15 protein-coding genes are annotated in these 13,705 nt (G+C 71.9%); 9 read left to right on the top strand and 6 right to left on the bottom strand.

Annotated elements, in window-relative coordinates; translation table 11 throughout:
* Window positions 1–51 precede the first annotated feature (51 nt).
* Window positions 52–591 (top strand): SRPBCC domain-containing protein, encoded by a 540-nt coding sequence (locus ACSJD1_RS06125; RefSeq protein ID WP_438854422.1) that lies wholly within the window; start codon window positions 52–54, stop codon window positions 589–591.
* Complete coding sequence (locus tag ACSJD1_RS06120) at window positions 588–905, top strand: ArsR/SmtB family transcription factor (protein ID WP_129233485.1); 318 nt, start codon at window positions 588–590, stop codon at window positions 903–905. The genes ACSJD1_RS06125 and ACSJD1_RS06120 overlap by 4 nt, the downstream gene beginning before the upstream one ends.
* Here the strand turns inward: ACSJD1_RS06120 and ACSJD1_RS06115 are convergent.
* Together ACSJD1_RS06115 and ACSJD1_RS06110 are read right to left on the bottom strand one after the other, a co-directional pair.
* Entirely contained in the window at window positions 880–1,404 is a 525-nt protein-coding gene (locus tag ACSJD1_RS06115; protein ID WP_438854421.1) for a sigma factor, read from the bottom strand. The two genes, ACSJD1_RS06120 and ACSJD1_RS06115, sit on opposite strands and share 26 nt — an antisense overlap.
* An 80-nt stretch (window positions 1,405–1,484) precedes the next feature.
* Window positions 1,485–2,183 (bottom strand): TetR/AcrR family transcriptional regulator, encoded by a 699-nt coding sequence (locus ACSJD1_RS06110; RefSeq protein WP_438854420.1) that lies wholly within the window; start codon window positions 2,181–2,183, stop codon window positions 1,485–1,487.
* 102 nt (window positions 2,184–2,285) lie between these two features.
* Between ACSJD1_RS06110 and ACSJD1_RS06105 the strand changes: the two genes are divergently transcribed.
* Both ACSJD1_RS06105 and ACSJD1_RS06100 read left to right on the top strand, forming a co-directional pair.
* Window positions 2,286–3,344, top strand: a complete 1,059-nt coding sequence (locus ACSJD1_RS06105; protein WP_438854419.1) for an NAD(P)-dependent alcohol dehydrogenase — start codon at window positions 2,286–2,288, stop codon at window positions 3,342–3,344.
* Between the two features lie 65 nt (window positions 3,345–3,409).
* A complete protein-coding gene (locus ACSJD1_RS06100; RefSeq protein WP_438854418.1) occupies window positions 3,410–4,153 on the top strand; it encodes a DUF4386 domain-containing protein in 744 nt (247 codons plus the stop codon).
* Window positions 4,154–4,360: 207 nt separating this feature from the next.
* On the opposite strand, the gene ACSJD1_RS06095 is transcribed toward ACSJD1_RS06100, so the two are convergent.
* Together ACSJD1_RS06095 and ACSJD1_RS06090 are read right to left on the bottom strand one after the other, a co-directional pair.
* A complete protein-coding gene (locus ACSJD1_RS06095) occupies window positions 4,361–4,741 on the bottom strand; it encodes a YciI family protein (RefSeq protein ID WP_438854417.1) in 381 nt (126 codons plus the stop codon).
* 7 nt (window positions 4,742–4,748) lie between these two features.
* Window positions 4,749–5,216 (bottom strand): VOC family protein, encoded by a 468-nt coding sequence (locus tag ACSJD1_RS06090; RefSeq protein WP_438854416.1) that lies wholly within the window; start codon window positions 5,214–5,216, stop codon window positions 4,749–4,751.
* A gap of 114 nt (window positions 5,217–5,330) precedes the next feature.
* Between ACSJD1_RS06090 and ACSJD1_RS06085 the strand changes: the two genes are divergently transcribed.
* The 3 genes from ACSJD1_RS06085 to ACSJD1_RS06075 all read left to right on the top strand — a co-directional run bounded on the left by ACSJD1_RS06085 (window position 5,331) and on the right by ACSJD1_RS06075 (window position 8,658).
* The gene (locus ACSJD1_RS06085; RefSeq protein ID WP_438854415.1) at window positions 5,331–5,798 is read left to right on the top strand and encodes a recombinase family protein; all 468 of its coding nucleotides are present in this window, start codon (window positions 5,331–5,333) and stop codon (window positions 5,796–5,798) included.
* Window positions 5,799–5,941: 143 nt separating this feature from the next.
* Entirely contained in the window at window positions 5,942–6,541 is a 600-nt protein-coding gene (locus tag ACSJD1_RS06080) for a TetR/AcrR family transcriptional regulator (RefSeq protein ID WP_438854414.1), read from the top strand.
* Window positions 6,541–8,658 (top strand): alpha/beta fold hydrolase, encoded by a 2,118-nt coding sequence (locus tag ACSJD1_RS06075; protein ID WP_438854413.1) that lies wholly within the window; start codon window positions 6,541–6,543, stop codon window positions 8,656–8,658. Before ACSJD1_RS06080 ends, ACSJD1_RS06075 begins: the two co-directional genes overlap by 1 nt.
* Before the next feature lie 6 nt (window positions 8,659–8,664).
* Here the strand turns inward: ACSJD1_RS06075 and ACSJD1_RS06070 are convergent, their stop codons facing one another.
* Window positions 8,665–10,668 (bottom strand): acyl-CoA dehydrogenase family protein, encoded by a 2,004-nt coding sequence (locus tag ACSJD1_RS06070; protein WP_438854412.1) that lies wholly within the window; start codon window positions 10,666–10,668, stop codon window positions 8,665–8,667.
* Between the two features lie 253 nt (window positions 10,669–10,921).
* Here ACSJD1_RS06070 and ACSJD1_RS06065 point away from each other — a divergent pair, with 253 nt between their 5' ends.
* On the top strand, window positions 10,922–11,821 hold the full coding sequence (locus ACSJD1_RS06065; protein WP_438854411.1) for an RNA polymerase sigma-70 factor: 900 nt from the start codon (window positions 10,922–10,924) through the stop codon (window positions 11,819–11,821).
* Between the two features lie 7 nt (window positions 11,822–11,828).
* On the opposite strand, the gene ACSJD1_RS06060 is transcribed toward ACSJD1_RS06065, so the two are convergent.
* Entirely contained in the window at window positions 11,829–12,539 is a 711-nt protein-coding gene (locus ACSJD1_RS06060; RefSeq protein ID WP_438854410.1) for a TetR/AcrR family transcriptional regulator, read from the bottom strand.
* Window positions 12,540–12,641: 102 nt separating this feature from the next.
* Between ACSJD1_RS06060 and ACSJD1_RS06055 the strand changes: the two genes are divergently transcribed.
* Complete coding sequence (locus ACSJD1_RS06055) at window positions 12,642–13,658, top strand: NAD(P)-dependent alcohol dehydrogenase (RefSeq protein ID WP_438854409.1); 1,017 nt, start codon at window positions 12,642–12,644, stop codon at window positions 13,656–13,658.
* Window positions 13,659–13,705 lie beyond the last annotated feature (47 nt).

Genomic DNA, 13,705 nt, shown 5'->3' with positions numbered 1-13,705 from the left:
CATGCAACCATGGAGTTGCATTTCGACTCGAAAGGAACCATCATGGTGAACATGACCGACAACGAGCCCTCCATCGTCGACGAGGGCACGTACTCCGTGCGACGCACCATCCGCATCGCCGCGCCCGTCGAGAAGGTCTGGGCCGCCGTCACCGAGCCCGAGCACATCTCGCGCTGGTTCGGGCGGACCGTGCTCGAGGGCACCGGCGTCGGCGCCGAGGGGACGATGACCTTCGACGGGTACGGTGCCGTGCCGATCCGCGTCGAGGCGATCGACCCTCCGCGCTCCGTCACCTACCGCTGGGGCAACGACGATGCGCTCGGGCGGCTGCCCGACCGGGTCGAGGAGGCCACCTCGACGGTGTTCACCTTCACCCTCGAGCCTCTGGCAGGCGGAGCAGGAACCGATGGTGCGGCGAGCGGCCGCACCGAGCTCACGGTCGTCGAGACCGGCTTCGACCGCACGTCCGACCCCGCGACGAACATGGCCGAGCACGCCAAGGGTTGGGTCGGCGAGCTCGACAAGCTCGTCGCGCTGCTCGAAGGTGAGGCGGCCGCCGACGCGCTCGCCGGCGCCGAGGGCGCCGCATGACCACGGGGACGCTGGTCCCGGTGTTCGCCGCACTCGGCGACGAGACCCGGTGGAGCATCCTGGCCGCACTCGGCGAGGGCGACGCATCCGCGTCGGCCCTCGCCGGGCGCCTGCCCGTCACCCGGCAGGCGATCGCCAAGCACCTCGCCGTGCTGCAGGAGGTCGGCCTCGTCGAGCCGATCCGCGTCGGCCGCGAGGTGCGCTACCGCGTGCTCGGATCGCAGCTCGGCGAGACCGCGCGCCGGCTCGAGGCCATCGGCGCGGAGTGGGATCGCCGCCTGGCCGCGATCAAGGAGATCGCGGAGGGGCTGTAGGCCGGAGGGCACCTGGCGTGCCGCCGCGCCGATTCCAGTGCTCGAACTTCGGCGGCGCCGTCTGGAGCCAGAGCTCGGCGACCATGCCCTCGTCGCCGACGGGCGCGTCAGCGTCGGAGCGCCCGACGACCTCGAGCGCGAGCACGCCGATCACCGCACCGTCGGCGCGGCGGAGCGCGAGCCCGGGGCATCCGTTCACCGCTGACGGTTCGAGTTCGGCATCGCTCCGGCCGACGAGCAGCCGTTCGAGCGCGCGGACGACCCGGGCGCGTCCGCGCGCCGAGCCGCCACCGGAATCCCCGGTGTCGACGGTCGCGAGGAAGGGGGGCGGATCCTCCACCACGCTCCGGTCCGTGCGCTGCCAGCGCAGCCACGCCTCCTGCACGATGTCCTCGGCGTCGGTCGCGCTGCCGAGCATGCGGTACGCGATGCCGAAGAGCCGTCCGCGCACGGCGGAGAACACGGCGAGCGCGCCCTCGAGTTCGTCGCCGTCGTCCATGCGGTGATCCTCTCGCTCAGGTGGCGAGCCACGCCGGCCCCTGGAAGCTCCGACCGGAGCACCCGCCGGCGTGTGACCGATCAGTCCTCGCCGGCGTGCTGTTCGCGGGCGGCCGCAGCCTCGATCCCGTCGAGGATGAGGTCGAGGCCGAAGTCGAAGGACCGCCCGAAGTCGTAGCCCGGCTGCAGCACGTACTCCTGCGTGAAGCGGACGAGGTGCGGGTGCTCGCCGGTCGGAAGCGGGAGGATGATCTCCTCGGCGGCGTCGGTCAGGTCGCCCTGGTGGTCGCCGAACGGCAGCGCCGCCTCCTGCAGCGCGAACCCGTAGACGAACGCGTCGACGACGGCGAGGCCGTGCGCGATGAGCTCGATCGGGAGCCCGGATCGGTACCAGCAGGCGAGCACGGCGTCGTGGTGGCCGAGCGTGGCGGCGCCCGGGTTCGTCCGCGACTCCATGAGCGGCGTCGCCCAGGGGTGGCGTCGCAGCACCTCCCTGAGGGAGGCGGCACGCGAGCGGATGCCCGCTCGCCAGGCGCCGTCGGCCGGCGGCCGCTCGATCTCGTCGAAGACGAGGTCGATCATGCCGTCGACGATCGCCTCCTTGTTCGGGACGTAGTGGTAGATCGTCATCGGCTTGACGCCGAGGTGGTCGGCGAGCCGACGGATGGTGAGGGGCTCGATGCCCTCCCGGTCGGCGAACTCGAGCGCGCCGTGCAGCACCCGGTCGCGGTTCAGCGAGCCGCGGACGTGGGTGCGCTCGGCCGTCGTGGGGTCGGTCATGGCATCCATTCTCTCGTTCGGTCTTGACTCATCGTACTAAGTACGAGTAGCGTGTCGCACGTTCCGTCGTACTAAGTACGATTTTGACTCGAGGAGAAGGACATGCAGACCCAGACCGACACCACGACCACGACGACGCTCACGCCGATCGCCGCCACCGAGGCCGGCCGCGTCGCACCCGCGACGATGGCGGCCGTCGTGCAGCGCGCCTACGGCGACGTCGACGTGCTCGACGTCGACCGCATCGAGGTGCCGCGCCCCGGGGCCGGCCAGGTGCTCCTCGAGGTCCGCGCCGCCGGGCTCGATCGCGGCACCTGGCACCTCATGACCGGGCTGCCCTACCTCACGCGCCTCATGTTCGGCCTCCGCCGGCCGACCCAGCCCGTGCCCGGCTTCGACGTCGCGGGCGTCGTCGTCGCCGTCGGCGAGGGCGTCGACCGGTTCGCCGTCGGCGACGAGGTGTTCGGCATCGCCGACGGCAGCTTCGCCGAGTACGCGCTCGCCGAGGCATCCACCCTGGCTCGCAAGCCGCGGTCGGTCTCCTTCGAGGAGGCCGCGGTGGTCCCGGTCTCCGGGCTCACCGCGCACCAGGCGGTCCACGGCAGCGGCCGCGTCGCCGCCGGCGCGCGGGTGCTCGTGATCGGCGCCTCCGGCGGCGTGGGCGGGTACGCGGTCCAGCTCGCGGCACGCGCCGGCGCCGAGGTCACCGGCGTCGCGAGCGCCGCGAAGGCCGAGCACGTCCGCTCGCTCGGCGCGGCTCGCGTCATCGACTACCGCACGACCGACGTCTCGAGGGGTGCCGAGCGATACGACCTGATCGTCGACATCAACGGCCGGCTGCCCGTGCGACGCCTGCAGCGGATCCTCTCCCCGAGGGGAACGCTCGTGATCGTCGGCGGCGAGGGGGGCGGGCGACTGACCGGCGGCCTGCAGCGTCAGCTCGGCGCTCCGCTGCGCTCGCTCTTCACGCGCAAGCGCCTCACGTTCTTCATCTCGAGCCACGAGCAGCAGGGCATCGAGCGCCTCGCCTCGCTGCTCGCCGACGGCGAGCTCACCGCGACCGTCGGTCGCACCTACCCGCTCGCCGACGTGCGCGACGCCATGCGCGACCTCGTCGCAGGGCGCATCCCGGGCAAGGCCGTCTTCCGCGTCGGCCGCTGACCCTCGATCCGATCCACTCGAACCCCACGACCGTCCGAACCATGCAATCCCATCTGGAGGACCCCATGCCCACCACCGAACTCACCCGGCCCGAGGTCGCCGTCGACGACGTGCGGTCCCGCCGTCGCGCCGCCCGCATCGCGGGCCTCGGCTACCTCGCCATCTTCGTGCTCGCGATCTTCGCCAACTTCGTCGTCCGCGAGTCGCTCGTCCACCCGGGCGACGCCGCGGCCACGGCGGCGGATGTCGCGGCATCCGAGTCGCTCTTCCGCGCCGGGCTCGCCGCATTCGTCGTCGTCTTCCTCATCGACGTGCCCATCGCGTGGGCGCTGTACGTGCTGTTCCGGCCCGCGGGGCGCGACCGCTCGCTGCTGGCCGCGTGGTTCCGCCTGGTCTACACCGTGATGCTCGGCGTCGCCGCGGTCTTCATGTTCCTTGGCCTGCAGCTCGTCACCGGCGGCCCCAGCACCGGCACGATGGGCCCCGAGGCCGGCCTGCTCATGTTCGAGGCGTTCGACTACGCGTGGCTCGTCGGCCTCTTCGCCTTCGGCGTGCACCTCGTGCTCCTCGGCCGGATGATCGTCGCGTCGCGCATCGCCCCCGTCTGGCTCGGGTGGACGCTCATCGTCGCCGGCGTCGCCTACGGGCTCGACACCCTCGCCGTGACCCTTCTTCCCGACTACGCGGCAGTCGCCGACGTCATGCTCATGGTCGTCCTGGTCCCATCGGTCGTGGCCGAGCTGTCGTTCACGGTCTGGCTGCTCGTCACCGGATGGCGTCGAGCGCGCGTCGCAGCCACCTCCGCATAGCCCGCTCTCCGCAGCCCGCGGCGACCAGCGCGACGCGGAACGTGCGGCGCCGGTTCCGGGCATTCATGGCGTGCATCAGGGGACCTCTCCTCGCATTCGGCGACGGCGTGGTGGGCCCGGATGGGCACGGCCGTCGGGATCGACCCTCGTGCGGCGTGCGGGCGCGCCGAACCGCGTGGGGCGCGTCGTCGTGGCGGCCCTGCGTCCTCAGTCGGGCATGACCCGGCGTTCGCCGACCGGCCCGCCCGCCTGCGGGAACGCGACCGAATCCGCGGCGACCCACCACTCCATGACGTCGTAGGAGAGGCGTCCGGCGATGACCGACGGGTCGCCGTCCGAGAGCCGCGCGGCCTCGGCGGGATCGCACGCGAAGACCGACATGCCGCGGTACGACGGGTCGCTCTGCTCGCCGAACGGGCCGTTGGCGACGATCACGCCGCTCCGGCGCAGTTCGGCCCGGTAGGCGAGGTGGCGCGCCTGCAGGGCGTCGAGGTCGGCCTCGGGCATCTCGGGGGCGTCGGCAGGTCGCCGCAGGACGACGACGGTGACGACGTCGAACGCGTCGGGGATGTCGGGGTTGCGTGCCATCCGTCGCTCACGCGCCCTCGAGCTCGGCGATCACGATCTTCCTCTGCCGCATCATGACCTGGAGCTGCTCCGGTCGGCGCGTGAGCTCGCCCATGTTCGCCGGGACGACCTGCCAGCTGACCCCGTAGCGGTCCTTGCACCAGCCGCACGCCTCGGCGGCCGGCACGTGCGAGAGCTTCTCCCAGTAGTGGTCGATCTCGGCCTGGTCGGCGCAGGCGACGATGAACGAGATCGACTCGTTGAAGGTGAACAGCGGGCCGCCGTCGAGGCAGGTGAACGGCACGCCGTTCAGGGTGAACCGCCCGTTCAGCACCTTGCCCGACATGCCCTGGAAGTGCTCGTCGAGCGACTCGTCGGGGTACTCGTCGATCCCGTCGATCGAGGAGTTCGGGAACACCTCGACGTAGTACTCCATCGCCTCGCGCGCCTGGGCGTCGAACCACAGGCACGGCTGGATCGCCGCGAGCTCGGCCATCGGAACCCCCTCGTCCGAATCGCGCGGGCGCGCGATCGGGGTCAGCGTACGCCGATGGCGCACCGTCGGCGACAATGGATCGTGACGCGGACGGCGACGACGAGGGTGATCGACATGGGTGAGCGACAGGCGGATGCGACGACGGATGCCGCGACGGATGCCGCTGTCGGCATGCACACGCCCGGACACCATGCGATCGGCTGCCCCGAGTGCTTCGTCGAGCTGCAGCAGAACCACGACTGGTGGAAGGCGCGGCCCGAGGGTTCGCGTCTCGTCGGCCTCGTCGTGCCGCGCGACGACATGCCGCCCATCCTCGAGCAGCGCACCGCGCTGACCCGCTTCGGCGTGCAGATCCTCGACTTCCGGTACCCGACGCCCGACATGCCCGAGACCTGGGAACAGCGCCTCGGCCGGCTGTTCGCCACGCTGCAGGCGGGCGACGTGCTCGTGGTGGTGAACGAGCAGGCCCTCGGCCGGTCGCCCGAGGAGGTCGCCCGCACGATCCGCACCCTCCGCCGTCATAACCTCGTCGTCAAGGTGCTGGGCCGCGGCGCGCCGCACCTGGAGGACGCGCGGGGCTGACTGCGCGGGCAGGCCCTGGACCGACGTCGGCCTGGCACGCGGTGCCGGGGGACCGGGCGGCCGGGGTCTTGACGCACGCTGATCGGCGGAGTAGCTTCGAGGTGAAATCGGTCGATCGACCGAACGAATTGGAGGAAGGCGTCATGCCGACGAACACGACCGTCGCCAGCATCCTCGACGCGACCCGCCGGCTCGTCGTCGAGCAGGGCTATGCGGCCCTCTCGACGCGCAAGGTCGCCGATCTCGCCGGCGTGCCGCTCTCGCAGATCCATTACCACTTCGGCTCGAAGGAGCTGCTCGTGCTGAGCATGCTCGACGCCGCGAACGCGCAGTTGCTCGAGCGGCAGGGCGCGATGTACGCCGAGGACGAGCCGCTCTCGCAGCAGTGGGCGACGGCGTGCGACTACCTCGACGACGACCTCGACTCCGGCTACGTGCGGGTGCTGCTCGAGATGATGGCGGCGGGGCTGTCGAACGAGCTCATCGGCGAGCGCGTGCACGACATCATCCACGGCTGGTCCGAGGTGCTGACCACTGCGGCCCGGCGTCACGCCGACCAGGGCTTCTCGTTCGGGCCGCTCAGCATCGACCAGGTCGTGGCGCTGACCTCGGCGGCGTTCATCGGCGCCGAGCTCCTGATCCTCTCCGGCCACGAGGACGAACTGCCGCTGCGCGAGTCGCTGCGGGCGATCGGCACCCTCATCGAGGCCGGCGAGCGGGCCATGGACCGGGTGGTCGCCTGATGGAGGTCGCGACGCCGACGGTCGAGGGCGACGTCGAGCGGGCCGGCGCGACCATCCACTACGAGGTCTACGGCGAGGCCGGCCCGACGATCCTGCTCCTGCCGACGTGGGAGCTCGTCCACGAACGCGTCTGGAAGATGCAGCTGCCCTACCTCGCGCGGCACTTCCGCGTCGTGATCTACGACGCGGTCGGCGCCGGTCGCTCGTCGCGACCGCTCGAGCCGGCGCGGTACAGCTTCGGACACCGGATCGCCGACGCGGTCGCCGTGCTCGATGCGACGGAGACCGAGGCGGCCGTGGTGGTCGGCTACTCGATGGGCGGCGAGATCGCGATCAACCTCGTGGCGACGCATCCGGAGCGTGTCCTCGGGATCGTCTCGATCGCCGGTCACCACCCGTGGATCGTGCCGCTGACGGCGCGGAGCCCCGGCATCCCGTACGACCCCCGGTCGAACCCGCAGCCCGAGGGCTGGGCGAAGTTCGACGCCGACTACTGGAAGCGGGACTGGCCCGACTTCGTCGAGTTCTTCATGTCGCAGGTCGCCTCCGACCCGCATTCGACGAAGGCGTGGGACGACCTCGTCGACTGGGGGCTCGACCAGCGACCCGACGTGCTGGCGTGGTCGATCACGGACGACTACGACGAGCTCACGGTCGATGAACTCCGGAGCCGCCTCGAGACGGTGACGACCCCGACGCTGCTCATCCACGGCACGGAGGACCGCATCACGTCGTTCGCGTCCTCCGGCGTGATGCAGCAGATCCTCCCCGGCGCCGAGCTGCTCGAGATCGAGCACGCCGGGCACGCGCCGCACGTGCGCTTCCCGGTGCGCGTGAACCACGCCATCCGCGCCTTCGCGGACCGCGTCTTCGGCACGACCCGGCTCGACGCCACCTGGTGGGTGGGTCCGGGCCGCGAGCAGACGGTGCTCTACCTGTCATCGCCGATCGGGCTCGGTCACGCACGACGCGACCTCGCGATCGCACGGGAGCTCCGCGCCCTGCATCCGAACGCGCGCATCGACTGGCTCGCCCAGGACCCGGTGACCCGGGTGCTCGCGGCCTCGGACGAGCGCCTGCACCCGGCATCCGCCGCGCTCGCCAGTGAGTCCACCCACATCGAGCACGACAGCGGCGACCACGACCTCGCGGTGTTCCAGTCGCTCCGCGACATGGATGAGATCCTGCTGCACAACTTCATGGTGTTCGAGGAGGTCGTCGCGTCGGGGGAGTACGACCTGGTGATCGCCGACGAGGCGTGGGACGTCGACCACTACCTGTTCGAGAACCCGAACCTCAAGCGAGGCGCGTTCGCCTGGATGACCGACTTCGTCGGCTACCTGCCGATGCCGTCCAGGGGCCCGCGCGAGGCGGCGGTCGCAGCCGACTACAACCTCGAGATGATCGAGCACGTCGACCGCTTCGGGCGCGTGCGCGACGCCGCGGTCTTCGTCGGCTCCGCCGACGACATCGTCCCCGACACGTTCGGCCCCGGCCTGCCGCGGATCCGGGACTGGACCGAGGAGCACTTCGACTTCTCCGGCTACATCACCGGTTTCGACCCGGCCGCACTCGGCGAGAAGGGCGAACTGCGGGAGCGCTTCGGCTACCGCCCCGACGAGCGCGTCGTCATCGTCGCGGTCGGCGGCTCGGGCGTCGGCGTCTCGATGCTCCGCCGCGTGGTCGCGGCCGCGGACGCCGCGCACCGGGTCGTCCCGGACCTGCGGATGATCGTGGTGACCGGGCCGCGCATCGACCCGGCGACCCTCCCGCAGGTGCCGGGCGTCGAGTACCGCGCGTACGTCCCGAACCTGCACGAGCACCTCGCCGCGTGCGACCTCGCGATCGTGCAGGGCGGCCTGACCACGACGATGGAGTTGACCGCCGCCAAGGTGCCCTTCATCTACGTTCCGCTGCAGGAGCACTTCGAGCAGCGCTTCCACGTGCGCGCCCGGCTCGACCGGTACCGCGCGGGCCGCTTCATGGAGTACGACGACCTCGAGCCCGAGCGGCTCGCCGCGGCCATGGCCGAAGAGCTCGGGCGCACGGTCGACTATCGCGACGTCGAGACGGATGGCGCGGCGCGCGCGGCGCGCCTGATCGGTCGACTGCTCTGACGGAGGTCAGTTCGCCGTCGTCGACCCGATCACCCGCCGGTGCACGTCGGCCGTCGCGTCGGCGGGGATCGCCTCGGTGATCCACGGGCCGGTGCCCTCGCTGGGGTCGAGGATGCCCTCCTCGAGCCAGGCGTAGTCGCCGGCGAGCACGTGGGATGCGAGGCGCTCGTCCGCGGCATCCGTGTTGTGCCAGAGCTCGTCGAGCAGCCGATCGGTGCGGTGACGCGACTGCTCGGCGAACGTGTGGGCGAGCTGGAACGCGGCCCTGCCCCGCTCGGGCGTGTCGGCCGCGATCATCGCCGCGCGCACGCACGACGCCGAGACGGCGAACAGCTCGGCACCGATGTCGACCACGCGGCCGAGGAAGCCCTGCTTGCGTTCGAGCCCGCCCTGCCAACGGGCCATGCCGTAGAACGTGGCGCGCGCGAGCTTGCGGCTCGTGCGTTCGACGTGGCGCAGGTGCGGCGCCAGTGCGCCGAACTCGTCGTAGGCGGTCGGCAGGTCGCCCCGGCCGGCGACGAGCTTGGGCAACCAGCGCGCGTAGAACCCGCTGGCGGACGCCGCGGCCTTGAGCTTGTCGGCGATCTCGAGCTTCGGGTCGATGAGGTCGCCGGCCGCGGTGAGGTGGGCGTCGACGGCCTCGCGGGCGATGAGCAACCGCATGATCTCGGTCGAGCCCTCGAAGATCCGGTTGATGCGGAGGTCGCGCAGCAACTGCTCCGCGCCGACGGCTCGCTCGCCGCGTGCCCGGAGCGACGCCGCCGTCTCGAAGCCGCGGCCGCCACGGATCTGGACGAGCTCGTCGGCGATGCGCCATCCCATCTCGGACGCCCAGAGCTTGGCGAGCGCGGCCTCGATGCGGATGTCCTTGCGGTCCTCGTCGGCGAGCATGCCCGAGAGGTCGACGACCGCTTCGAGCGCGAACGTCGTCGCGGCGATGAAGGCGACCTTGTGCGCGACCGCGGCGTGCTCGCCGACCGGACGACCCCACTGGACGCGCGCCGTCGACCATTCGCGCGCGATCTTCAGGCTCCACTTGCCGGCGCCCGCGCAGATCGCCGGGATGGCGAGCCGCCCGGCGTTCAGCGTCGTGAGCGCGATCTTCAGCCCCTGGCCCTCCTGGCCGACGAGGTTCTCCGCCGGCACGCGCACGCCCCTCAGCGACGTGAGCCCGTTCTCGAGGCCGCGGAGGCCCATGAAGGCGTTGCGACGGTGCACGGTGATGCCCGGGGCATCCGCCTCGACGATGAAGGCGCTGATGCCGCCGCGGTGACCGTCGGCCTTCGGCACGCGGGCCATCACGACGAGGAGCTCCGCGACGACGCCGTTCGTCGTCCAGAGCTTGGTGCCGTCGAGGACGTACTCCGAGCCGTCCTCGCTCGGGATCGCCGTCGCCTGCAGGCGTGCCGGGTCGGAGCCGACCTCGGGCTCGGTGAGCAGGAACGCGCTGACCGCACCGGCGGCGCACCGCGGGAGCCAGCGCCGCTTCTGCTCCTCGGTTCCGGCGAGCATGAGCGGCTCCGGCACGCCGACCGACTGATGCGCCGACAGCAGCGCGCCGATGCTCGCGTTCACCGATCCGACCATCACGAGCGCACGGTTGTAGAAGAACTGCCCGAGGCCGAGTCCGCCGTACTCGACGGGGATCTTCATGCCGAACGCGCCGAGTTCGGCGAGCCCCTGGAAGACCGCGTCGGGGATGCGCGCGTCGCGTTCGATCTCGGCGACGTCGACCGTGCGGAGGAACGCCTCGAGGTCGGCGAGGAACGCCTCGCCGCGCTCGACGCGATCCCCGGCCGGTCGCGGGTGCGGGCTGATGAGCGACAGGTCGAACTGCCCCAGGTAGAGGCCCTTGGCGAAGCTGGGCTTGCGCCATTCCTGCTCGCGGGCGGCCTCGGCGACCGCGCGCGACTGCTGCTCGTCGACGTCGACCTCGGCGGGGGGCGGTGCGGACGCGGCGGCATCCGCAGGGGAAACGGGGGCGACGGCGGAATCTCGGGTGGCGCTCACGCGAACCTCCTCGTTCTGCCACCAACGTACGCCGGGCCTGCGGGGCGGGCCAGCCCTTGCGTCGTGCGTGTCCGGGCCTCCGGCGCATGGATTCCGAGGCGGATGTCACACCGGCGGTCCGCCCGGTGTCTCCATGTCATCGACCCGTACCGAGACGTTGGAGAGCCCGTCATGACCATCACCGCGGATGCCTGCGGCCTCCCGCCGCTCACGACGCGCTCCTCGCTCGCCGGGGCGGCGTAGGGTGGCGCGCATGAGCCCGCACGCCGGAGCCGGCCCCGACGTCGATCCGTTCGTCGAGCACCGCAACCTGCTCTTCACCGTCGCGTACGAGATGCTCGGCTCGGCCGCCGACGCGGAGGACGTGCTGCAGGAATCGTGGCTGCGCTGGGCCGACGTCGACCGGGCCGCGGTGCGTGACCCGCGCGCCTACCTCGTGCGCATCGTGACGCGGCAGTCGCTGAACCACCTGCGCACGCTGTCGCGGCGGCGCGAGGAGTACGTGGGGGAGTGGCTGCCCGAGCCGCTGCTCACGAGCCGCGACGTCGCTGACGACATCGAGCTCGCCGAGTCGCTCTCGATCGCGACGCTCACGGTGCTCGAGACCCTCGGCCCCGCGGAGCGGGCGGTGTTCGTGCTGCGCGAGGTGTTCGACCTGGGTTACGACGAGATCGCGGAGGCGGTGGGCAAGACGCCGGCGGCGGTGCGGCAGATCGCGCACCGGGCGAAGGAGCACGTCGCGGCCCGACGCCCGCGGATGCAGGTCGAGCCCACCGAGCAGGAGCTGGTCGTCGAACGGCTCATGGTCGCCTTCAACACGGGCGACGTGCAGGGCCTCATGGACGTGCTGGCGCCCGACGTCGTCTCGATCGGCGACGGGGGCGGCAAGGTCAAGGGGGCCGCCCGCCATCCGATCCGGGGCGCGCGCAAGCTCGTCTCCTACCTCATGGGCGCGACCGCGAAGTGGGGCGTGCACCCCGTCGCCTCGATGACCTGGATCAACGGCGCGCCCGCGCTCCGGGTGGAGGTCGACGGCGAGTTGGCCGGCGTGATCAGCGTGGCCATCGACGACGGCCTCGTGACGCACCTGTACTCGGTCGCGAATCCCGACAAGCTCGCGCGGCTCGACTCGGAGGCGACGCTCGCGCGGTGAGCACCGCCTACGCGGCGGCCTCGGCGACCCGTCGGCGCTCGATGCCCTCGAGCAGCAGGTCGAGCCCGAACTCGAACTCGACCTGGTCGTCGCACCAGCCGAGCGTCGACTCGGGGTCGACGTGCGCGACTTCGGCGAGCATCGCGGCCAGGTGCGGCGCGAACGCCTGCATCTGCTCGAGCTGCCCGGGCGGTGGCGCCTGCCCGTCGTCGGAGAGCTCCTGCACGTACCCGTAGATCCGGTTGCCGATCGCGTGCAGCGAGTGGTGGATGAGGTCGTGCGACATCCCCGCCGCGCGCATGACGCCGACGATGCCGTCGACGTGCTGCACCATCGCGGGCGAGAACGACTTCCGCTGGTCGATGACGACGGGGGCCCACGGATGCCGCAGCAGCACGCGGCGCGCCCCGAGGATCCGTTCCCGGACCTCGGCGGCCCAGCCCGCGGCATCCGCCTGCGTCCCGGTCGTGCGCGGTTCGCGGGCCGCGGTCGCGCTCGCGACCTCGGCGAACGTCAACTCGACGACCCCGTCGAGGATCGCGTCCTTGTTGGGCAGGTGGTAGTAGATCGACATCGCCTCGACGCCGAGCGACTCGGCGAGGGCGCGCATCGTCAGGGCCTCGATGCCGTCGTGGTCGGCGAGGTCGGAGGCGGCCTGCAGCACGCGCTCTCGGGTGAGCGGCGTGCGAGTGCGTGCGTCGGCGGCCCTGGGTCCCACCTGGCCACCTTACAACGTGAGGTTTCTTGATCGAGGCTCTCGACACCAGCGCGATCGAGGCGTATCTTACGGTGTAAGACTTACAAGGTAAGGGAGAGCAGCATGACCACCACCGGGACCCTCGCGATGCGCGCCGCGGTCGTCGACAGGTTCGGCGGCCCCGACGCCGTCGCCGTGCTCGACCGACCGCGGCCCGAGCCCGCCGACGACGAACTGCTCGTGCGCGTGCACGCCTCGACCGTGAGCATCGCCGACCACCGTCTGCGCTCGCGTCAGGTGCCGCGTGGGCTCGGCCTGGTCGTCGGCCCGGCGATCGGGTTCCGCCGGCCGAAGCACGCGGTGCTCGGCATGGAGGCGGCGGGAGTGGTCGAGGCCGTCGGGCCGCGCGTCACCCGCTTCGCGCCCGGCGACGAGGTGATCCTCATGCGGGGTGCGCGATTCGGATGCCACGCCGAGTTCGTCACCGTACCCGAGGGCGGAGAGGTCGCGCGGAAGCCCGCGAACCTCTCGTTCGAGGAGGCCGCGGCCGTCGTCTTCGGCGGGCACACCGCGCTGCGCTACCTCGACCTCGTCGACGTCGGCCCGGGCACCGAGGTGCTCGTGAACGGCGCCTCGGGTGCGGTCGGCACCGCCGCCGTGCAACTCGCCGCCGGACGGGGCGCGCGCGTGACGGCGGTCACGAGCGGGGGCAACGCCGAGCTCGTCCGCTCGCTCGGCGCCGCGCACGTCATCGACTACACGCGCGAGGACTTCGCCGCGCACGCACCCGACTCGTCGGGTGCCGAGCCGCGCTACGACGTGATCGTCGAGTGCGTCGGCAACGCGCCGTTCGGCCGCGTCGCGCACCTCATCCGTCCGGGCGGCGCGCTGCTGCTCGTGATCGCCGACCTCGCCGGCATGATCGGGGCCGCACTCCGTCCGCGCCGTCGGGGCGTCCGGGTGAACCAGGCGGGTGGTCGAATGGGCGCCGAGGGGATGGCGAGGCTCACCGCGCTCGCCGAGGCGGGCGACCTCCGACCCGTGATCGACCGCGCCTACGACCTCGACGACATCGTCGAGGCGCACGGGTACGTCGACACCGGACGCAAGCGGGGCAGCGTGGTGGTCAGGGTCGTCTGAGTGCGGCGACGCGGCGGGTGCCGTTCGGGCACCCGCCGCGCCATGGT

The organism is Agromyces excoecariae (assembly GCF_051715505.1).
Lineage (GTDB): Bacteria > Actinomycetota > Actinomycetes > Actinomycetales > Microbacteriaceae > Agromyces.
The sequence above is the reverse complement of the archived record's forward strand: the minus strand, read 5'-3'. Positions and strand labels throughout refer to the sequence as shown.

Bases quoted from the DNA above. Each gene is read 5' to 3' on its own strand.
- ACSJD1_RS06125 (WP_438854422.1), top strand. From the start codon at position 52: ATGACCGACAACGAGCCCTCCATCGTCGACGAGGGCACGTACTCCGTG.
- ACSJD1_RS06120 (WP_129233485.1), top strand. From the start codon at position 588: ATGACCACGGGGACGCTGGTCCCGGTGTTCGCCGCACTCGGCGACGAG.
- ACSJD1_RS06115 (WP_438854421.1), bottom strand. From the start codon at position 1,404: ATGGACGACGGCGACGAACTCGAGGGCGCGCTCGCCGTGTTCTCCGCC.
- ACSJD1_RS06110 (WP_438854420.1), bottom strand. From the start codon at position 2,183: ATGACCGACCCCACGACGGCCGAGCGCACCCACGTCCGCGGCTCGCTG.
- ACSJD1_RS06105 (WP_438854419.1), top strand. From the start codon at position 2,286: ATGCAGACCCAGACCGACACCACGACCACGACGACGCTCACGCCGATC.
- ACSJD1_RS06100 (WP_438854418.1), top strand. From the start codon at position 3,410: ATGCCCACCACCGAACTCACCCGGCCCGAGGTCGCCGTCGACGACGTG.
- ACSJD1_RS06095 (WP_438854417.1), bottom strand. From the start codon at position 4,741: ATGGCACGCAACCCCGACATCCCCGACGCGTTCGACGTCGTCACCGTC.
- ACSJD1_RS06090 (WP_438854416.1), bottom strand. From the start codon at position 5,216: ATGGCCGAGCTCGCGGCGATCCAGCCGTGCCTGTGGTTCGACGCCCAG.
- ACSJD1_RS06085 (WP_438854415.1), top strand. From the start codon at position 5,331: ATGGGTGAGCGACAGGCGGATGCGACGACGGATGCCGCGACGGATGCC.
- ACSJD1_RS06080 (WP_438854414.1), top strand. From the start codon at position 5,942: ATGCCGACGAACACGACCGTCGCCAGCATCCTCGACGCGACCCGCCGG.
- ACSJD1_RS06075 (WP_438854413.1), top strand. From the start codon at position 6,541: ATGGAGGTCGCGACGCCGACGGTCGAGGGCGACGTCGAGCGGGCCGGC.
- ACSJD1_RS06065 (WP_438854411.1), top strand. From the start codon at position 10,922: ATGAGCCCGCACGCCGGAGCCGGCCCCGACGTCGATCCGTTCGTCGAG.
- ACSJD1_RS06055 (WP_438854409.1), top strand. From the start codon at position 12,642: ATGACCACCACCGGGACCCTCGCGATGCGCGCCGCGGTCGTCGACAGG.